A 19,846-nucleotide genomic window follows, 5' to 3' on the forward strand; every position below is an offset into this window, starting at 1 on the left:
AGACGATATGACTATTTTCGAAAAAATAGAGAGACATTGTACGGAAAAAAACTATGTCAAAATAAAAAGAGACGTTGGCAATAAATCGTATATACTTTCTCATGGTTATATCGTAGATTATTCGTTTAATTTTGTTTTCCTTAAAATGAATGATGACTTTCTATTTAATGGATTTGCCATTTTTCCAATATCTTCTATTGTCAAGATAAGACATAATAACTATGATCAGTTTTTCGATTTCATAATGGAGCGCGAAGGACAGAAAGAGCTAGTCAAAATTCCTTTCCAGATTAACTTGGAAACGTGGGAAACTATCTTTAACTCTTTAAAAGAGATCGATATAAGCTGCACCGTAGAAAATGAAAACGATGATAACTTCTTCTTTAGTATCGGAGAGATTGTAAATGTAAAAAAAAGAAGTTTTAAAATCCTAAACTTCGATCCTGCAGGTTATATAGATGATCAACCAACTAAGATAAAGTATAAAGAAATTTCTGCTATAGGCTTTAATGATAATTACACAAATACAATGAGTAAATACTTAAGGGCGAAGGAGTAGTTTAACAATCCTAAATATCATGAAATATAATCCTTTAATACACCATCGAAGATCGATCAGGTTAAAGGGTTACGACTATTCAAAAGCAGGAGCCTATTTCATCACAATCTGCTGTGAAGATAGAATCCATAGATTTGGAAAAGTTTCAGGCAATGAAATGATCCTAAATAAATCCGGAACTATTGCTTACAATGAATGGATTAATTTAGCTGACAGATTTCCAAATTTTGAACTGGATGTTTTTCAGATCATGCCGAATCATATTCACGGCATCATTGTTTTATCAGATATTTCTTCTTCTGCTGAAGCTGTCGGGGCGACCCTTGCGGTCGCACAAGAAGAAGATAATTTAAACAGGGCGACCGCAAGGGTCGCCCCGACAATTGCAGACATAGTCGGCGCATACAAATCAATCGTTTCAAATCGCTGCCTGCAACTGTTCAAATCACACAATAAAACAATGGGAAAGCTCTGGCAACGGAACTACTATGAGCACATCATCCGTGATGAAAGAGCATACCAGAACATCTCGAATTATATCATCAATAATCCCAGCAAATGGGACGAAGATAAATTTCATCTGTAACAAAAAATCCCCTTTCTTAAACAGAAAGAGGATCTTATTTATTTCTTCTTGATAAAGGCTAAGGCAGTAATCATCACGAGCCCCAAGCCAGATGCGATCATGTAATTATTCGCATGATCAAGATGGTATATCTTAGCTGTGGGCCCTGCTATAAATAGCACAATACCCAAAATCAAAAGCGCAGTTCTCATTGCTTAAACTGGTAATCTATGCAATTCAATGTCATCTGGAGTTACGAAAATCAACGGCACTTTTTCTACATCCACATAACTGCTGTCCAATCCAAAACTGCGTTCTTCTGATAAACTTAACTTTTTAAGGATAAAGTAATAATCCATAATGGTACGTTCATAGAAGCTCAGTTTGGTAAACTTAGATAAGTGTTTCTCTAAAAGCACGAACCTGAAATCGCCCGCAATTTTATGCTTGTTTAACGAAGTATATTGACTGGTAATATCGATTTCGCCGTTTTTAACCAACTCTTCAACCACTTTACGATAAAGGAGGTTAACACGCTGCTCAACCCTGAAACCTAACCTAAAATCAATCCTGATCAATTTTCCTGGAATCAAGAATTCTACCTTGTAATCTAAAGTATAAGGCTCGTCCATCACATCAACGTGCACCAACCAGTACACATCAGCCCGCTTTGGTTCTTTTTGGATTATGGAATAAATAATTTTCGATTCTATTTCAGTTTTAAAGTTCGCACTTGTTAAGTAAACTAACTGTGAAGAATATTTTGGAACCGATTCATCATTACTCAATTCGCTTAAAATCTCATAGTAATCTTCAATTTCTACATATTTTACGAACCTGTTTTTAATCTTACGGGCAATAAACCAGCTCCACATTACTGTAAATAATGCCGAACCAATCAACACAGTTAACCAACCACCATCCGAAAACTTGTGCAGGTTACTGAAAAGGAAAGTGCCTTCTATAATTACATATACCGAAATAAAAATGGCAATCAGGTATTTTGGGAAACGTTTGCTCCTCAAATAAACGCTCACCAAAATGGTGGTCATCAACATCGCGATGGTAATAGAAAGACCATAGGCCGCATCCATTTTAGAAGATTCTTTCCAAAAGAATACAATACTACAACAGCCCAGCCAAAGCATCCAGTTGATAGAAGGCACATAAAGCTGTCCCTTTTGAACAGATGGATAAACAATTTTGATTTTTGGCCAAAGGTTTAAACGTACTGCCTCTGATATCAAAGTAAATGAACCACTAATTAAGGCCTGACTGGCAATAACCGCAGCCATGGTGGCTAAAATTACCATCGGCACCTGGAAATGGCTCGAAATAATCTGAAAGAAGGGATTCATTTTAGAACTCGGAATAAAAGTACCTTCGTTCTGTAAAATCCAAACACCCTGACCTAAGTAATTCAAAATCAAGGTTATTTTCACAAAAATCCAGCTAATTCGAATATTATTCCTTCCGCAGTGACCTAAATCAGAATATAAGGCCTCTGCCCCGGTGGTACAAAGAAAAACACCACCCAAAATAATAAAAGCCTTGCTGTTGGTAGCCAATAAGTGTATGGCATAATATGGATTAAGCGCCTTTAATATGCTAAGGTCTTTAACAATAAATAAAAGTCCTGCGATGCCCAGAACGGTAAACCAGACAAACATTACCGGTCCGAAAAGCTTCCCAACCAGATTGGTTCCAAATTGCTGGATAATAAAAAGCACGGTTAAAATGGCAATTACTACCGGAACTACGGGCACATCGAATTTACTGGTTAAGCCTTCAATGGCTGATGTTACGGTTATACTCGGAGTAATTACCCCATCGGCCAGTAGCGCACAGCCCCCAACCACAGCAGGTATAATCAACCATTTTGCCTTTTTCCTTACTAAAGAGAATAATGAAAAAATTCCACCCTCTCCCTTGTTATCGGCCCTTAGCGTTATAATAACGTATTTAATGGTAGTTTGTAAGGTTAATGTCCAGATGATGCAGGAAAGAACTCCAAGAACAACCTCAGTAGTAATCCCATTTGGAGCTGACATGGTTATTTTTTCTACACCATGGATCATCTCTTTCTTTAACCCCAAAATGCTGGTAAAAATTGCGTTGAGTGTGTATAAAGGTGATGTACCAATGTCACCGAACACAATTCCTAAACTAATTAGAACACCGCCGGCAGTTAACGCGTTGACATTTTTATGATTTGACACTTCGTTGATATTTTTAGTGCGGCAAAAGTAAACTAACTATAACAATTTAACAACCAAATTATTGTGTATTTTTAACACTATGAAAATAAATTTTTATTGTTAAATTGTGTTAAATTATGGCTTTTAAACAAAATGTTTAATTTCTTTGTTTTAAATTAATACATTTGCTATACCAATTTGATGAAACTCTACGCTAAGATAACGTTACTCACAAAAATAGCATGCACATTGTGCATCGCATTGCTGTGCAGCGTAAATTCTTCGGCGCAACAGGCTGATAGTATCCACATTAGCTTAAAAAACAGAACCAAAAAAGTAGGCAGAATTCCTGAAATTAAAGCAAATATCACCCCTTATAAACCGCTTTACATGTCTATTGGAGGTTCAGGAATGTTCAATACTTATTCAACAACCCCAAAAAATGCAACGGTTGTAGCCAAGGATAAATTGTTGACGATTGTAAAAATATATCCAAATCCGGTAGAAGAGCAGCTTAATATTATACTTTCTATTGGAAAAGATGGCACTCAGACTACTATTAAGATCATCGATTTATTAGGCAATGAGGTGGCAACGCTTGCCAACGAACGCTTAAATGCCGGCGAACAGACCAAAACCTTTAATATTCCGAACAGAATAAACCCAGGCATCTACTTTTTAAGGGTAATTGCAGGGTCAGAAAGTCAGGTAAAACGCATCTCAGTTTTATAACACCATTTTCTTTTCTATTTTTGATTGATGCGGGGTTAATCCTCCGTCTATTTCTCATATATTATATTTTTAAGAATGAAGATCATCGCCATTGGCAGAAACTATGCCGAACACGCAAAAGAACTCAACAATCCGGTTCCAACTACCCCGGTAATTTTCCTGAAACCTGATACCGCAGTTTTAAAAGACAATAAACCATTTTACCTGCCCGATTTTTCTGATGATGTGCATTACGAACTTGAGGTCGTTTTAAAAATTTGTAAGGAAGGAAAACACATTGCCGAAAAGTTTGCGGCCAATTATTATGATGAAGTGGGTTTGGGTATCGATTTTACCGCCCGCGATATTCAGGCGAAACATAAAGAAAAAGGATTGCCCTGGGAGCTGGCCAAAGCTTTTGATAACTCGGCACCCATCAGTATTTTTCTTCCAAAAAGCGATTTCGAAGATCTTTATAACTTAAATTTCGAATTAAAAGTAAATGGAGAAAGCCGTCAGGTTGGTCATACTAAAGATTTATTATTCTCGTTCGAGAAGATAATCAGCTTTGTTTCTCAGTATATCACCTTAAAAAAAGGAGATTTAATCTTCACCGGAACACCACAGGGTGTTGGCAAAACAAACAAAGGCGACAAATTAGAAGCCTGGCTGGAAGGAAAGCAACTTTTAAATTTTGATGTAAAGTAACGAATGATTAAAAACCCGATCCAGTACAAGTTAAAATTTTCCATTTCGATTTGCCTTTTAATCGCTTCAACTTTTGTTCAGGCACAACAGATTTTCAGTACGAATAAATACCCGATTACCGATTTCAGACAGCCTTTAGATATCACCCCTCCTGCCCTTGCAGGTTCTTTTGGCGAAATCCGCGGCAATCATTTTCACTCTGGGATCGATTTCAGAACCAATCAGCGCGAAGGTTATCCGGTATATGCAGTTGCTGACGGCTATATTTCGCGGTTAAGGGTACAGAACAGTGGTTTTGGACAAGCATTGTACATTAATCATCCAAACGGCTTTACCACAGTATATGGTCATTTACAACGTTTCGCACCAAAAATTGCAACCATTGTTAAAAACCTGGAATATGAAAAGAAATCTTTCGAGATTGATGAATTTCCAGATGCTACTTTAATACCAGTACACAAAGGTGAAATTATTGCCTGGTCTGGTAACCGCGGCATCTCAGGAGGTCCGCATTTACATTTCGAAATCAGGGATACTAAAACGGAAGAAACTATCAATCCACAGTTTTTTGGGATTGTTATTCCGGATAATATTCCTCCGGTAATCCACGGTTTATATGCCTACCGTTTAAATGGCAAAACTTTTAACGAATCTACTCCAAAACAGGCCATTGCCATTACCGGCGCAAACGGGAGTTATAAAACTATCGCTCCAATTAGTTTAACTGGCGAAGTGGGCTTTGGCATTGTAGTAACCGATAGGCACAATGGTTTATCGGGTACAAATGGCGTATATTCCATTCAATTGGAAGTTGATGGTAAAATGGTATACACTTCTGCATTGGAACGTTTTGCTTTTGAAGATAGCAAGGCCATCAACTCACACATCGATTATCCTACCTATTTAAACACCAAAAGGAGTATCCAGAAAAGTTTTGTAGATCCGGGCAATCCATTAAAAATTTATAGTAGTTTGGTTAATAATGGCCGAATTAACTTTAATGATGGCGCCTCACATCAGCTCCGCTACATCATTACCGATTCGAAAGGAAATTCATCAATCCTGCCTTTTACCGTGAATGCAGGTTCGGCACCTATCTCAACTCCGGTTGTGCCTGCCGGAATCATTTATCCGTATAATAAGGTAAACGAATTTAATGCTGAAGATGTAAAAGTGGTTTTCCCAATGGGCACCTTGTATAGCGATTTAAATTTCACCTATAAAAAATTACCAAGGCCAGCTGGCAATGCCTGGTCGGCAGTGCACCAGATCCATAATAGGTATACCCCATTGCACATTGGTTTTGATCTTTGGATTAAGGCTGATAATTTGCCAGAAAACCTGAGAAGCAAAGCACTGATCGTAAATTCAAACGGTTCATCGCAGGGCGGAAGCTTTGATAATGGCTTTATAAAAGCTACCCCTAAAAATTTTGGCAGCTTTTATATTGCTACTGATACCATTGCACCAAGGATTTTTCCGGTCAATATCTCAGAAGGAAAAAATATGGCTGGTTTATCTAAAATCTTTTTTAAGATCAGTGATAATTTATCGGGTATAAAAAGCTTTAATGGTTACATTGATGGCAAATGGGCTTTAATGGAATTTGACACCAAAACGGCAACACTTTGGCACAGCTTTGATGAGAGAACAGCCTCTGGCAAGCATAACCTTGAACTGGTGGTAACGGATATGAAAGAAAATACGAGAAAGTATTCAGTAACCTTCATTAAATAGGCACTGGATTTTTAGGATTCAAGGGTTTTGATGATCAGGGCGTAGTTAAAACGTATGGTTTAAACTAAAAAATGTCATCTTTTAACATATATCGAACAGTATAATAAGTTAAACTGTTTAAATTGCACATGATTAAAAATTCTATCATTAAAACATTTAAAATTCAATCATTATAATATATGGCAGAGTTAAAAGAAGGTGATCAGGCACCAGCGATCACATCGAAAGACCAAAATGGCAGCGAAGTTTCTTTAAGCGATTACAAAGGCAAAACCGTTGTTCTTTACTTTTATCCAAAGGACGATACCCCGGGCTGCACCGCTGAGGCCTGCGATTTCAGAGATAATTACCAGGGTTTACAGGCTAAAGGCATCGTAGTGTTAGGTGTGAGTGTTGACGATGAAAAATCGCACCAGAAATTTGTAACTAAACATAACCTCCCATTTACCCTGCTGGCAGATACTGATCAGAAAATTGTAAATGATTACGGCGTTTGGGCAGAAAAAAACATGTATGGCAAAAAATATATGGGTACTGTACGCACTACATTTATTATAGATGGTGATGGAAAAATTTCGCATATCATCAAAAAAGTTGATACCAAAAACTCAACACAACAAGTACTCGATTTAATCAATAACTAATTATGATATAGCGGGTAAAATATTACCTTTGCTATGTAACAACAACCTCTTATTTTAATGAAACATACAATTAAAGAGCTAGAAGATATTGCCTCTCAGATCAGACGAGATATCGTAAGAATGGTTCACGGATGTCAATCTGGCCACCCAGGTGGTTCATTGGGTTGCGCCGATTTTTTTACCGCACTATATTTTGAAATCTTAAACCACAAGAAAGAATTCAGCATGGACGGCATTGGTGAAGATTTATTCTTCCTATCTAACGGCCACATTTCTCCAGTTTGGTACAGTACCCTTGCTCACGCAGGTTATTTCGATAAAAGTGAATTGGCAACTTTCCGTAAACTAGATTCAAGGTTACAAGGTCACCCAACCACACACGAACACTTACCGGGTATCCGTGTAGCTTCGGGCTCACTAGGTCAGGGAATGTCTGTAGCTATTGGTGCTGCCTTAACCAAAAGGTTAAACGGCGATAAATCTTACGTTTTCACCCTACACGGCGATGGAGAATTACAAGAAGGTCAAAACTGGGAAGCAGCTATGTTTGCGCCTTTCCATGAGTTAGATACTTTGATCTGTAGTGTAGATTATAACGGTCAGCAGATTGATGGTCCTACTAAAAAAGTACTTTCGTTAGATAGTCTTCAGGCTAAATTCGAAGCTTTTGGATGGCATGTAATCAATACCGATGGTAACGATATGCAGGCTATTGTTGAAGGTTTACATTATGCTAAAACTTTAACCGGAAAAGGTAAACCAATCTTAAATTTAATGAGCACACAAATGGGTGCTGGTGTAGATTATATGATGGGTTCTCACAAATGGCATGGTACAGCACCTAACGACGAGCAATTAGCAGCAGCTTTAGCGCAGTTACCAGAAACTTTAGGGGATTACTAAACTAGGTCTGAGACAATAGACATGGGACTTGAGACACAAGTTGTCGCCCGATCTCAAATCTAAAATCTCATATCTCATATCTAAAAACATAATGAAGAAATATACATATACAGAAAAAAAAGATACACGTTCGGGTTTTGGTGCTGGCTTACATGAGGCTGGTAAGAAAAACGAAAACGTGGTTGCCTTATGTGCCGATTTAGTTGGATCGCTAAAAATGGATGCTTTTATTAAAGATTTCCCTGAGCGTTTTACACAGGTTGGTATTGCAGAAGCAAACATGATCGGTATTGCAGCGGGTATGACTATTGGCGGTAAAATTCCTTTCACAGGTACTTTTGCCAACTTCTCTACCGGCCGTGTTTACGATCAGATCCGCCAATCAGTAGCTTATTCTAACAAAAACGTTAAAATCTGCGCATCTCATGCAGGTTTAACTTTAGGCGAAGATGGTGCAACCCACCAGATTTTAGAAGATATCGGCTTAATGAAAATGTTGCCGGGTATGGTGGTGATTAATCCTTGCGATTACAACCAAACCAAAGCCGCAACCTTAGCCATTGCAGAATACGAAGGTCCGGTTTATTTACGTTTTGGCCGTCCGGTTATTCCTGTATTTACAGATCCTGATCAGAAATTTGAGATCGGTAAGGCATGGATGGTGAACGAAGGAAAAGATGTGACCATTATTGCTACCGGCCACATGGTTTGGAAAGCAATTGAAGCTGGTGAAAAATTAGCGGAACTGGGTATTGATGCTGAAATCATCAACATCCACACCATCAAACCTTTGGATGACGAAGCGATCTTAAAATCAGTTAAAAAAACCGGATGTGTAGTTACCTGTGAGGAACATAACAAATTTGGTGGTTTAGGCGAAAGCGTTGCCCGTTTGTTAACTACCGAATTGCCAACTCCACAAGAGTTTGTGGCTACAAATGATACTTTTGGCGAAAGCGGAACACCAGATCAGTTAATGGCTAAATATGGCTTAGATGCGGTGAACATTGTTGAAGCTGTACAAAAAGTAATCGGCAGAAAAAAATAGATTTGAAACATTAGATATGAGAAATTAGATGTGAGATTAGAGACACATTGTGCCTAAGCTAATCTTATGTTTAATGTCTCATATCTTAATTATCACATCTCAAATCTACATATAATGAAACAAGTTGAAGATTCAGAAATCCTTGCCATGTTTGCCGTTGAGCGAACGCGAAATGAAGCCTTTAACCTGTTATTGAAAAAATATCAGCAAAAAATATACTGGCACATCCGCAGGCTGGTTTTAAACCACGATGATTGCGATGATCTTTTGCAGGAGGTATTTGTTAAAGTATGGAAAAACCTCGATAAGTTTAGAAGTGATTCTCAACTTTATACCTGGATTTACCGCATTGCCACCAACGAATCAATCACCTTTTTAAACAAACAGAAACAGCGAAACAATACGCCGCTGGATGAAGTATCATCCGAACTTGCCGATAACCTCGTTGCTTCATCCTATTTTAATGGTGATAAGCTCGAACTGAAACTTCAAAAGGCAATCCTCACCCTCCCCGAAAAACAGCGGATCATCTTTAACATGAAATATTTTGATGATATGAAATATGAAGAGATTTCGGAAGTTTTAGGCACCTCGGTTGGGGCTTTAAAAGCATCATTTCACATCGCTGCAAAAAAAATTGAAGCTTTTATTACAAATGATGAAATAGACTATTAAACCTTTTCACTTTAATTGTATCATACATCTGTGATGAACGAAAATATAGAAAATAACGATTGGATGAACGAAGCCCCTACTCTTGCGGCAATGGGCAAACGTAATCCATTCTCCGTTCCTGATGGATATTTCGAAAATTGTGATGAGGCCATTTTTTCTGCTGTTTTTTTAGACAAGTTAAAACAGAAAACAAGTGACAATAATTTTGAAGTTCCGCAGAATTATTTTGAAGAATTATCGGAACGGATACAAACCCACATTGCCCTTGCAGAAATGCCTAAGGCTGAAAATACTTTTGCAGTACCCGAAAACTACTTTGATACCTTACAAAGTAGGATTACGGACAGGATTGCAGCCTCAGAACCTAAAAGAGAGGCAAGGATTATCCCTTTATGGCGACGCAACATTGTTAAATATGCAAGTGCTGCATGTTTTGTTTTAATGGCTTCATTTGGTGTATATTTTTATCAGAATGGATCAACAGCAACGGTTCAGCAAGTACAATCTGCAGAAGCAGTGAACGAGCAGCTATTATATGACATTGATGAAAGTACCATCATTGATCATTTAGAAGCTCAAAATACCACATTATCAAATGCCAAAACTACTTCTGCGTCAGATACAGAAATGGAAAACTACATCCTGAGTAATTTCTCATCAAACGACTTATCTCAGGAATTAAATAATTAATAAAGAAATGAAGAATTTACTTTTTGTCGCTTTAATGTTTTTACTACCTACTACCCTTTTGGCCCAAAGACCAAAGGCAGAAGAAATAGAATCACTTAAAATAGCTTTTTTTACCCAAAAACTGGATTTATCACCAGAAGAGGCTAAAATTTTCTGGCCGATTTATAACGATATGCAGGAAGAGCAGAATGCCCTGCGCAAAGAGCGTATGCAAAAAATGATTTCTTTCCGTAAAACAACAGAAATTGATAATTTAACGGATGCTCAAGTGCAAAGTTTAATTACCAGCGAGTTCGATTTTAAACAAAAAGACCTCAACCTGGATAAAAAATATTACAACAAACTTAAATCTTCCTTACCGATTAAGGTGGTAGGTAAGTTTTACAGAGCTCAGGAAGGTTTTAAACGGGAGCTGCTCAACAGGTTTAAAGGTGGGCAAAGGCAATAACAAAAAAGACTTACAGTGATGTAGGTCTTTTTTGTTTTAAGGTATTACCGACTATTTTATCGACATGGATACGTTTAGCATAATATACCTACCCAAAATGGAAGACGAATAATTTGAAGAAGATACCTCGCTAATATTCAAACTGGTGAAAGCTTTAAGATTTGCCAAATTTTTCCCTTGAATACTGTATTTAAAATTTCCTTTCGCAGGATTATATTGAAATTCTGTATCAATCAAGTTAAAATTCTGACCATTCATTCTATACATATTGTATGATGAAAAGTTAAAAATCTGATTACTGATTTTATACCTATACTCAAATGTGTATTTGTAAGCTTTGTTTTCTGCAATCTGCTTTCTCTCACTTCTGGTTGAATTAAACTGTATTTCAGTTCCCAATCCAAAATTTACAGGTATATTAAACCCTGTATTTATTTTAAATAATGCATTCTGATTAAAAACACTATATTCATTTACCATATTTATTACTTTACCATAATAGGTTAAATAGGAAGGGCTATAGGTTGCTGAAATTGATAAGGAAAATAGCGGAAAAAACTTTTTGACAGAAAAATTTGAACTTAGTGTTTTTACACCACGAAATGGTTCTTTCTGCGAATAACTTAAAGCATTTTCGAAGAAATTCGTATATAGAAACCCATATTTACTATAGCTTCCATTTACAGCGGCATTAAAATTTAAATAACTGTTAGCAAAATCATTTAAATTATAGTATATGGCAATCGTATGCGTATTATAATTATAAAAGTTTGTTAAACCACTATTAAAACTCCTGAGATCGGTTAGGATGTAGTTTCCATAATATTCAATAGGTTGTGGATTTACGTTTTTATAATTATAACCTAGAGAAAGCTGCTGTACATCTGATAATTTATAAGAAAAGTTCAAACTTGGTTCTAAAATCATATAAGTACTATCTTTTCCCATGTTGCTCAAAAACTGCAAAGTCGATTTTAACTGTACCTGAATTTTTATAGGCTGGTTATCATACACGTATTTCCCGTTAACATAAGTCTGGTTTTGCTTAAATATATTATCGTTGATATAAGCATCGCCAATCGAAATCTGGTCATCTTGGTATCGGCCTAACAAACCTGATTTAATTTTAAAATCATTAATCTCGTTGCCAATATTTAAATACAAAAAAGTGGTATTATATCTTTTTAATCCTTCGAAATCTAATTTCAACTTAAAATTATTGTTGTTTACTTTTTGAATTAGTTTTTGGGAACCATTAAACATTAGGATGCTTTGATAAAGTGCAGAATTGGTTTCATAATCCTGCCTTACATCATCAGCCAATATCTTTGCCGAAATTAAATAGGCAGTAGTTTGGTTAACTTTTACTGTATATTTCAGCTGTGCATTAAAATTTCGGTTTAAATCAGTTTGATTCTGCAGAACGCTGTCGCCAATTAAATTATTGTAAATTGAATATGCGGTGCTATTAAATCTTTCGGGCACTTGTTTGTAAGAGAATTTAGCCCAAAAACGGGCATTGTTTTTAACAAGATAGTCAGCGCTAAAATCAGCTTTAAAAGTCTTGCTCAGGCTTGTCCTATCATCATTATCTTCGGTATATACAGCATTTTGGCCGAAGTAGGCATTGCGCATCGCTGTTTGTCCATATAATTTATTCCACAAGTAAAATGCGCCGTAGCCTATTTTAAACCGATCCGTTAATCTTGTTATTGCGTTTACACTTCCCTGCGTGGTATTGTTAAGGGTATATGAAGTAGCGTCGAACGGATTGTAGGTGCCAACCTGATGCCGGATAATCTGATTATTGCCTATAAAAGCCCTATTCTCGTCTACCAGCTCCAAAGGATTTTGGTTCGATTCGGTGCTGAGGTTATTATGGTTGGCAAAAGCAAAAGCCTTTGTTTTATCAATAAAAGAGATGAGATTTGTTGAAATTATTCTTCTGTCATTAGAACCCAAGCCTCCATCTGTACTACCTATTATTTTTTTCGCCTGTTTATTCTTAATTTTCAGGTTTAAAACAATATCGTCGCTATTGACAATGCCTTTAAGCAGATTGTCTTCTACATAATGTTCAAGCGCCTGCACCTCTTCAACAAATTCAGGTTTAAGATTTTTGGTGATGGCCTTGTAGCCCTCTCCTGTTAAATCATCTCCTTCCAATAATACTTGCTTATTTTTTTACCTTTAAAAAAGATAGTGCCATCTTTATTTACCTCCATACCAGGCATTTTTTTAATTACACTTTCCAGGTTACGGTCTTCAGGACTTGTAAAACGCTGAACATTATAAGCAGTGGTATCATTATTAACCTGAACAGGATTGGGCGCTTTGATGTAAATCTCATCAAGCTGCTTTTTATCTTCTGTTAGCGAGAAATTGTGTTTGAATATTGCTTGCTTTATCAGATTATTACGCGTAATAATCAATGTATCTCTTTTGTAGCCAATGTACGCTGCAATCAAAAGAAATTTATCGGATTGATCTATTTGGCCGCTAACTTTATACTCTCCTTCTTCGTCAGAAAAAACGTAAATTAAGAGGTCTTCATTTCCGAAAGTTTTAAGTTGAATTGAAGCAGAGGGAATTTTTTCATTATCTGCTTTAACAGATCCAATCAATTGAATAGTTTGGCCAAAAACTATATTATAAAAAAAAAGGGAAGCCAAAACAATGATGTACCTAATCATTAAAATTTCTCTTGTTTTTCAGGCAGAATAATAGTAACTGAACCATAAGAACCATCTTTACTCGTGTGAACAACCTTGCTCATTTTGGCATAATCAGCTATTTTTTTGTTTAATATCTGTATAAAATGTTGATGAGAAATGAATTGGTCTTTAATATATTCAGATGGGATTTGTATAATTTTATCATCAAATTTTGCTTTTAGATTTATGCCTGTTAATTCATAATCGAATTTTCCCTCATAATCATTTACTTTAACGATTAAGCCAGGCAACCCTCCGAATTTCCATGGGCCAAATTGCAATGGAATATCCTCGGCAAACCAAGCAGTATACTTTCTTCCCCTAAAATTTACTGTAGCCTTTGTACATGTATAGTTTAAGATCTTTTTATGTTCTGACATTATCGTCCATTTGAAATTGTTTAAGGTGTCAGATATTAAAAACTCTTTAAACATGATTGATTCACCTAGGATGAGTTTTTTTGATCGTAGATCTTTATAAATAAAAGATTGTTTTTTGGATTTGATTACCCTATTTTCATGAATTTCTGTTTCGGAGATTTTTTCTGTTGTTGAAAATTGTTTTGTAGGGACACCAAGCTCTATTGATTTCCTTCCATTAAAATAGATAATGTAGTTTACCTCATTATCACCAAATTGATTTTTTATAGTTACCTTATAATTTAATGTTCCTTTGGGCTGAGCTTGTAAAAACCCCATGGAAAGGAACAAGAGAACTATAGTAATTTGAATTATTTTACCCATTAAAATTTTTCCTGTTTTTCGGGCATATGTATGTTTATCGTCCCGGTAATCCCATCTGGTGTGGTTTGTTCAACTCTAGATAGCCTAATATAATCCTCAAGTTTTTTCTTGTACAAAATTCTAAACTCCTTATAAGTAACAACTTTGTCTTTTTCATAGGCTACAGGAACGCCAATTATTTTATTTTCAAATTTTGCATTTAGATCAATACCTGTTAATTCGTATACAAAATCAGATTTTGTATCTCTAACCATAACAATTAAGCCAGGCAGACCGCAAAATTTCCATGGTCCATTTTGAATAGGAATATTTTCCGTATACCAGGCCTCATATAATCTTCCTCTGAATGCAGTTTCTGCTTTTATACAATTAAAGCTTCCTATTTTCTTCTTTTCCTTTAATATTTTCCACTTAAAATTATTCAAAGTATCCTTTAATATTACTTTTTTAGTACCAACATAATCAGACAATAATAATTTTTTTCTCGAAAAGTCTTTGAACACAAAGGTTGGTTTTCCCGACTTAAGTACTTTAACTTGATTTAAATCATCAATGGGAATATTACCAGCAGGATTTTTTGGTTTAACCCTCAGTTCTACAGAATTTAACTTATCAAAATAGATAATTAGATTCTGTTCCATCTTTTTACCAAGGTTTTTCTCATTGATTGTCAATTTGTAATTAACAGTTCCTCTTTGTGCTTTTGCACAGAACGAATAAAGCAGAAAAATTAGAAGGGAAAAATTTAATAAACACTTTTTAAACACCATATAATATTTAACAACCAATTTAGTTCGCTTACATCACAATAAATTACAACTTAGTTGATGATAAACTGTCGTAGTGAATTGAAACGTAAACGAACTACTTACTTAAGACTTGATTTCACAATTAAAAAACTGAACTATCTCCGGTAGCTAAAAAATAAAAGTACCTTGCAGTTTTTACTGCATGTTCACATGTATCAGATGTTACATCAGCAGGTCCCCAAACCGCGCCACCATCTTCATCTACAACTGAATAATGTACATTACGCCTAAATATCCCTTTTCTGCAAATGCGCCAACACTCATCAAGCACATCATCATTACAACTAAAATTTTCTTCATTTTTTTTAAGATTTAAGGTTAATTATTTGATTAATTGTTCCTCAAACCTCCCCTAAAAAAAACTAAAATAAAATTTTCTGCACCGACTACCATCCAAGCAACATGAACAACCATCTAAACAACATGAACGACCATTTTCATGTTCTCTTAAATCCTATCCATTTGCTAAATTGAAAATGAACTATTAATTTAGGATCAAACATCCCCGAATAAAATAATTAACCATTTAACCATTTAGGGATATGTATACCTGCCTTGCCATTGACGATGAATTTTCAGCTTTAGAAATTATAACTGATTACATTGCTGCTCAGCCAGAGCTCAAACTATTGAAATCATATATCAATGTTGATGCGGCACTCCGGGAAATTGAAAATCTTAAAAAACCGGTTGATATCATCTTTCTTGATATTGAAATGCCAACTATGAACGGCCTTGAGGTGGCAAAATTAATCAGGCATAAAACCCATAAACTGGTGTTTGTTACGGCTCATGCTGATTATGCTATTCATTCTTATGAGTTAGAGGCAGATGCTTTTTTGTTAAAACCATTTTCTTATACAAAATTTGATCAAGCCATAAAAAAAATATTCTCAGGTTATGCAAAAGCGCAAACAGAAAAAGCAAATGATTTCATTTTGCTAAAAAGTACTGAGCAAAGAAACAAATTTATAAAAATCAAACTGGATAAAATTTATGCTGTAGAGGCTCAGGAAAGATTGATTAAAGTTTATTTAGAGAAAGATATAGTTTTTTCAAGATCAAGCTTTTCAGATGTTTTAGCGCTATTACCTGCCAACCTAGGTTTCGCACAGATCCATAGGTCTTTCGCTATTGCTGAAAACCAGATTGCAACTTTAGAAAGATCATACGTCATTTTGAATAATGGTTTAAGGATTTCTATTGGAAGAAAGTTTCTGGATTTTTATCATAAGATGTCGAAGAAGAATAAGAATCTTTCTTAATTCCGTACTTTTGTGCATGCTTACCCAACGTCAGTTGTTTTTACAACACAATGCACAAACCTCTCCCGAACCACTTATGCTCGAATTTGTTAGGGCAAAAGGTGTTTATATATATGATTCTGCAGATAAAAAACATTTAGATCTGATTGCCGGCATCGGTGTAAGCAATGTTGGCCACTGCCACCCTGCTGTAGTTAAAGCGATTAAGGAACAGGCAGAAACCTACATGCACCTGATGGTTTATGGCGAATATGTGCAAAGCCCACAGGTAAATTTTGCCAAGGCCCTTGCCGATATTCTGCCGCCTGGTTTAAGTTGTACCTACTTTTTAAATTCTGGAACAGAAGCAGTAGAAGGCGCCATGAAACTCGCCAAACGTTATACCGGCCGCAAAGGTTTTATTGCCTGTAAAAATGCTTACCATGGCAGTACCCAGGGCGCGGAAAGTTTAATGGAAAGCGATTTTTATTCATCTGGCTATGGTCCGTTCTTGCCCCATGTAAGTTTCATCGAGCACAATAACATCGCTGATCTGGAAAAAATCACCACAGAAATTGCAGCTGTTTTTATCGAACCCATTCAGGGTGAAGCCGGAATCCGTGTGGCCGATTTAAGTTATATGCAGGCTTTAAGGGCAAAATGTAATGAAACCGGAACTTTATTAATTTTCGACGAGATACAATCAGGTTTTGGCCGCAGCGGTAAAATGTTTGCTTTTGAACATTATAATGTGATACCTGATGTATTGCTTTTGGCGAAGGGAATTGGTGGCGGAATGCCAATTGGTGCTTTTATCAGTTCGCGGGAAATTATGTCGGTATTGTCTCATACACCAATTTTGGGCCACATGACTACTTTCGGCGGTCACCCGGTTTGTTGTGCAGCTGGTTTGGCCACTTTACGAACCTTAGTTGATCATCACATTGTTGATGAGGTTGAAGAAAAAGGCCAGTTGTTTAAACAACTTTTAAAACACCCGGCCATTAAAGAAATTAGAGGAAAAGGTTTAATGCTCGCTGTTGAATTCGAAAATTTTGAAACCAACAAAAAAATTATTGATGCCTGTATTTTAGATGGTGTACTTTCCGACTGGTTTTTACATTGCAGCAACTCCATGCGCATTGCTCCTCCATTAATCATCACGAAAGAAGAAATTGAGGAAGCCTGTGCGATCATCTTAAAAAATATTAACTTAGTTTTAGAGACTAAAGCATAAAGACCAAAGCTGAAAGATTAAGATTTAAGCTTATAACGATAAAAAACATTAATTAAAATGAACGTACTCATAGTTGAAGATGAAAAGAGCCTGGCGCTTGAAATGGATGAATTCTTGAGTAAAGAAGGATTTATTGTTGAACATGCATGGAAAAAATCTTCTGCAGAAGAAAAGATATTTGTTAACAGTTACGATTTCATTTTACTCGATTTAGGCTTACCTGATGGCGATGGCTTTGATATTTTAAAGCAGCTAAAAAGCACGAAAGACCGTGATGATGCCGTAATCATCTTAACAGCCCGTAGTGCGGTAGACGATCGTATTAAAGGCCTTGATGAAGGTGCAGATGATTATTTGCCGAAACCATTTTCGCTGAACGAGCTTTTGGCGCGTATGCATGCCATTACACGCAGGAAACACAAGCTGGAGAAAAATGAGATCAACGTCCACGATTTTCTGCTTAACATCCAGAACAGAACTGTTGCTTTTGGCGAAGAAAGATTAAACCTTACCAAAAAAGAATTCGAGATCTTCAACTACCTGGTGCTAAATAAAAACCGAGTGGTATCCCGCATGAGCTTAACCGAACACGTTTGGGGCGATATTTTAGAAGTGAATTCTGATTCGAACTTTGTTGATGTGCACGTTAAAAATTTACGTAAAAAACTGGCTGCATTAAGTCCTACTGATTGGTTTGAAACAGTAAGAAGTATAGGATATAGGATTAACTGTTAGTGCGTTTTGGGTTGTGCGTTTGGCGGCTAGGGTCAATTAACCGATTTAAACAGTTAACCGTTTAACCAACCAATGAACAAATGACTAATGAACGAATGAATCCTCATCCATATTACATCAAACATCATCCATCTAAATGAAGTTACAGGTTAAATTTTCTTTATATAATGCGGTAACCAAAATTGCGATCATCCTGGTTTTGGGTGCAATCATTTTGTTTTCGTTAGATAGATTAGCCTATAACCAGCTCGATAACCGCTTAATAAAAAAGAAAAATAAAATTATCGAGCATTTAAATGATGATGAGATCGATAGTCTTTTAAATAAACAACAATCATTTACCGATTATAACATTTTAAAGGAAGAATTTATTGTTTTAACCGACATTCCCGATAGTCAGCAAGACTCCAGTGCCAAGGTTTTTACCGAAAAAAGAGAAATTGAAGGCGATATAGAAGTCTATCGGATCCTTAACTATAAATTTTCCTATCATACCAACTGGTATAACCTCGAAATTGGAGAAACGATGACTACCCTCCAGTCGATTAAAAATTCAATCCGTTTTTACATGCTGATTGTATTGGTGGCTGCCCTGCTCATTACTTTGGTTGCCGACTTTACCTTTTCCAATTTCTTGTTGAAACCATTTTACCTCATCATTGATAAAAAAATCAACCTCGTTGATGATCCCTCCCATTACAATTATCAGAATATCCCAACCAGCACCAACGATTTTAAAATTCTCGATAACAGCATCAATTCTTTGATGCGAAAAATAAACACACTTTTCGCCTTAGAAAAACAGTTTATTGCCAATGTTTCACACGAATTGCTTACACCCATCTCCATTTTAAGTACACGGTTTGAGAATATGCTCAATACTCCCAATATTCCGGTAGAGCATGAAAATAAAATTTACGCTTCATTAAAAACATTAAACCGTTTAAAGCTGATAATCAATAGTTTATTACTGATTTCAAAAGTAGAGAACAATCAATACTTAAAAACCGAAGAAATCAGCCTCAAACAGGAAATAACAGATATTCACGAAGACCTGGAAGACCGCATTATAGATAAGAACATCACTTACCAGGCCAATCTCACCAAAGATTTCCATTTCACAGGCAATAAGGCCTTAATACACACACTTTTGATCAACATTATTAATAATGCGATCAAATACAATGTTGAAGGCGGCTCAATTACCATTACCGATAAAACAGAGGCTGAAAATTACATACTCACCATCAGTGATACGGGTTCAGGTATGAGTGCCGAACTTGTAGAAAATGCTTTCGACCGCTTTAAAAGAGGAAATAGTGAAGAAAATGGCTTCGGTTTAGGCCTGGCTATTGTTCAGAGTATTGCCAAATTCCACAAAATCAAAGTTGACATTAAATCCGCAGAAAACGCAGGGACAAGCATTTCGTTAATTTTTTAAAATGAAATTCGCCTGATAACCTGATTGATACCACATC

General features: G+C 36.1%; 20 protein-coding genes. 15 read left to right on the forward strand and 5 right to left on the reverse strand.

Annotation, left to right across the window (positions count from 1 at the left end; genetic code table 11):
* The first annotated feature begins 7 nt into the window (after nt 1–7).
* Together H9L23_RS16345 and H9L23_RS16350 are read left to right on the forward strand one after the other, a co-directional pair.
* Nucleotides 8–559, forward strand: a complete 552-nt coding sequence (locus tag H9L23_RS16345; RefSeq protein WP_187591404.1) for a hypothetical protein — start codon at nt 8–10, stop codon at nt 557–559.
* Nucleotides 560–578: 19 nt separating this feature from the next.
* Nucleotides 579–1,145 carry a transposase gene (locus H9L23_RS16350; protein ID WP_187591405.1) on the forward strand — a complete coding sequence of 189 codons (567 nt, stop codon included), beginning with the start codon at nt 579–581 and terminating at the stop codon, nt 1,143–1,145.
* A gap of 194 nt (nt 1,146–1,339) precedes the next feature.
* Here the strand turns inward: H9L23_RS16350 and H9L23_RS16355 are convergent, their stop codons facing one another.
* Nucleotides 1,340–3,343, reverse strand: coding sequence for a KUP/HAK/KT family potassium transporter (locus H9L23_RS16355; protein ID WP_187591406.1), 2,004 nt, complete (start codon nt 3,341–3,343; stop codon nt 1,340–1,342).
* Between the two features lie 180 nt (nt 3,344–3,523).
* On the opposite strand from H9L23_RS16355, the gene H9L23_RS16360 reads away from it, so the two are divergent.
* The 9 genes from H9L23_RS16360 (at nt 3,524) to H9L23_RS16400 (ending at nt 10,886) form a co-directional block, all read left to right on the forward strand.
* Nucleotides 3,524–4,054, forward strand: a complete 531-nt coding sequence (locus H9L23_RS16360; protein WP_246474717.1) for a T9SS type A sorting domain-containing protein — start codon at nt 3,524–3,526, stop codon at nt 4,052–4,054.
* 75 nt (nt 4,055–4,129) lie between these two features.
* On the forward strand, nt 4,130–4,741 hold the full coding sequence (locus H9L23_RS16365; protein WP_187591407.1) for a fumarylacetoacetate hydrolase family protein: 612 nt from the start codon (nt 4,130–4,132) through the stop codon (nt 4,739–4,741).
* Nucleotides 4,742–4,744: 3 nt separating this feature from the next.
* Entirely contained in the window at nt 4,745–6,478 is a 1,734-nt protein-coding gene (locus H9L23_RS16370; protein ID WP_187591408.1) for a M23 family metallopeptidase, read from the forward strand.
* A 179-nt stretch (nt 6,479–6,657) separates the two neighbouring features.
* A complete protein-coding gene (gene bcp, locus H9L23_RS16375; RefSeq protein WP_187591409.1) occupies nt 6,658–7,122 on the forward strand; it encodes a thioredoxin-dependent thiol peroxidase in 465 nt (154 codons plus the stop codon).
* A 57-nt stretch (nt 7,123–7,179) separates the two neighbouring features.
* Nucleotides 7,180–8,025, forward strand: coding sequence for a transketolase (locus tag H9L23_RS16380; RefSeq protein WP_025145703.1), 846 nt, complete (start codon nt 7,180–7,182; stop codon nt 8,023–8,025).
* Nucleotides 8,026–8,116: 91 nt separating this feature from the next.
* On the forward strand, nt 8,117–9,073 hold the full coding sequence (locus H9L23_RS16385; RefSeq protein WP_187591410.1) for a transketolase family protein: 957 nt from the start codon (nt 8,117–8,119) through the stop codon (nt 9,071–9,073).
* Between the two features lie 114 nt (nt 9,074–9,187).
* Nucleotides 9,188–9,748, forward strand: coding sequence for an RNA polymerase sigma factor (locus H9L23_RS16390; RefSeq protein ID WP_025145705.1), 561 nt, complete (start codon nt 9,188–9,190; stop codon nt 9,746–9,748).
* Between the two features lie 33 nt (nt 9,749–9,781).
* Entirely contained in the window at nt 9,782–10,438 is a 657-nt protein-coding gene (locus H9L23_RS16395) for a hypothetical protein (RefSeq protein ID WP_187591411.1), read from the forward strand.
* Nucleotides 10,439–10,445: 7 nt separating this feature from the next.
* Entirely contained in the window at nt 10,446–10,886 is a 441-nt protein-coding gene (locus H9L23_RS16400; protein ID WP_025145707.1) for a hypothetical protein, read from the forward strand.
* 51 nt (nt 10,887–10,937) lie between these two features.
* On the opposite strand, the gene H9L23_RS16405 is transcribed toward H9L23_RS16400, so the two are convergent.
* From H9L23_RS16405 to H9L23_RS16420, 4 genes are read right to left on the reverse strand one after another with little or no spacing between them, the layout of a single operon-like run.
* Nucleotides 10,938–13,052, reverse strand: coding sequence for a TonB-dependent receptor (locus H9L23_RS16405; protein ID WP_187591412.1), 2,115 nt, complete (start codon nt 13,050–13,052; stop codon nt 10,938–10,940).
* Entirely contained in the window at nt 13,034–13,579 is a 546-nt protein-coding gene (locus tag H9L23_RS16410) for a hypothetical protein (RefSeq protein ID WP_187591413.1), read from the reverse strand. The genes H9L23_RS16405 and H9L23_RS16410 overlap by 19 nt, the downstream gene beginning before the upstream one ends.
* Nucleotides 13,579–14,343 carry a GLPGLI family protein gene (locus H9L23_RS16415; RefSeq protein ID WP_187591414.1) on the reverse strand — a complete coding sequence of 255 codons (765 nt, stop codon included), beginning with the start codon at nt 14,341–14,343 and terminating at the stop codon, nt 13,579–13,581. The genes H9L23_RS16410 and H9L23_RS16415 overlap by 1 nt, the downstream gene beginning before the upstream one ends.
* Entirely contained in the window at nt 14,343–15,113 is a 771-nt protein-coding gene (locus H9L23_RS16420; RefSeq protein ID WP_187591415.1) for a GLPGLI family protein, read from the reverse strand. The genes H9L23_RS16415 and H9L23_RS16420 overlap by 1 nt, the downstream gene beginning before the upstream one ends.
* Before the next feature lie 581 nt (nt 15,114–15,694).
* Between H9L23_RS16420 and H9L23_RS16425 the strand changes: the two genes are divergently transcribed.
* The 4 genes from H9L23_RS16425 (at nt 15,695) to H9L23_RS16440 (ending at nt 19,809) form a co-directional block, all read left to right on the forward strand.
* A complete protein-coding gene (locus H9L23_RS16425) occupies nt 15,695–16,417 on the forward strand; it encodes a LytR/AlgR family response regulator transcription factor (RefSeq protein WP_187591416.1) in 723 nt (240 codons plus the stop codon).
* A gap of 16 nt (nt 16,418–16,433) precedes the next feature.
* Nucleotides 16,434–17,633, forward strand: coding sequence for an aspartate aminotransferase family protein (locus H9L23_RS16430; RefSeq protein ID WP_187591417.1), 1,200 nt, complete (start codon nt 16,434–16,436; stop codon nt 17,631–17,633).
* 57 nt (nt 17,634–17,690) lie between these two features.
* Entirely contained in the window at nt 17,691–18,368 is a 678-nt protein-coding gene (locus H9L23_RS16435) for a response regulator transcription factor (protein ID WP_025145709.1), read from the forward strand.
* 136 nt (nt 18,369–18,504) lie between these two features.
* Complete coding sequence (locus H9L23_RS16440; protein ID WP_187591418.1) at nt 18,505–19,809, forward strand: sensor histidine kinase; 1,305 nt, start codon at nt 18,505–18,507, stop codon at nt 19,807–19,809.
* The last annotated feature ends 37 nt before the right edge of the window (nt 19,810–19,846 follow it).

Origin of the sequence: Pedobacter roseus (genome assembly GCF_014395225.1) — a bacterium.
GTDB classification, from domain to species: domain Bacteria; phylum Bacteroidota; class Bacteroidia; order Sphingobacteriales; family Sphingobacteriaceae; genus Pedobacter; species Pedobacter roseus.

Coding starts and splice junctions, on each gene's coding strand:
- H9L23_RS16345 (WP_187591404.1), top strand. CDS start 8: ATGACTATTTTCGAAAAAATAGAGAGACATTGTACGGAAAAAAACTAT.
- H9L23_RS16350 (WP_187591405.1), top strand. CDS start 579: ATGAAATATAATCCTTTAATACACCATCGAAGATCGATCAGGTTAAAG.
- H9L23_RS16360 (WP_246474717.1), top strand. CDS start 3,524: ATGAAACTCTACGCTAAGATAACGTTACTCACAAAAATAGCATGCACA.
- H9L23_RS16365 (WP_187591407.1), top strand. CDS start 4,130: ATGAAGATCATCGCCATTGGCAGAAACTATGCCGAACACGCAAAAGAA.
- H9L23_RS16370 (WP_187591408.1), top strand. CDS start 4,745: ATGATTAAAAACCCGATCCAGTACAAGTTAAAATTTTCCATTTCGATT.
- bcp (WP_187591409.1), top strand. CDS start 6,658: ATGGCAGAGTTAAAAGAAGGTGATCAGGCACCAGCGATCACATCGAAA.
- H9L23_RS16380 (WP_025145703.1), top strand. CDS start 7,180: ATGAAACATACAATTAAAGAGCTAGAAGATATTGCCTCTCAGATCAGA.
- H9L23_RS16385 (WP_187591410.1), top strand. CDS start 8,117: ATGAAGAAATATACATATACAGAAAAAAAAGATACACGTTCGGGTTTT.
- H9L23_RS16390 (WP_025145705.1), top strand. CDS start 9,188: ATGAAACAAGTTGAAGATTCAGAAATCCTTGCCATGTTTGCCGTTGAG.
- H9L23_RS16395 (WP_187591411.1), top strand. CDS start 9,782: ATGAACGAAAATATAGAAAATAACGATTGGATGAACGAAGCCCCTACT.
- H9L23_RS16400 (WP_025145707.1), top strand. CDS start 10,446: ATGAAGAATTTACTTTTTGTCGCTTTAATGTTTTTACTACCTACTACC.
- H9L23_RS16410 (WP_187591413.1), bottom strand. CDS start 13,579: ATGATTAGGTACATCATTGTTTTGGCTTCCCTTTTTTTTTATAATATA.
- H9L23_RS16415 (WP_187591414.1), bottom strand. CDS start 14,343: ATGGGTAAAATAATTCAAATTACTATAGTTCTCTTGTTCCTTTCCATG.
- H9L23_RS16420 (WP_187591415.1), bottom strand. CDS start 15,113: ATGGTGTTTAAAAAGTGTTTATTAAATTTTTCCCTTCTAATTTTTCTG.
- H9L23_RS16425 (WP_187591416.1), top strand. CDS start 15,695: ATGTATACCTGCCTTGCCATTGACGATGAATTTTCAGCTTTAGAAATT.
- H9L23_RS16430 (WP_187591417.1), top strand. CDS start 16,434: ATGCTTACCCAACGTCAGTTGTTTTTACAACACAATGCACAAACCTCT.
- H9L23_RS16435 (WP_025145709.1), top strand. CDS start 17,691: ATGAACGTACTCATAGTTGAAGATGAAAAGAGCCTGGCGCTTGAAATG.
- H9L23_RS16440 (WP_187591418.1), top strand. CDS start 18,505: ATGAAGTTACAGGTTAAATTTTCTTTATATAATGCGGTAACCAAAATT.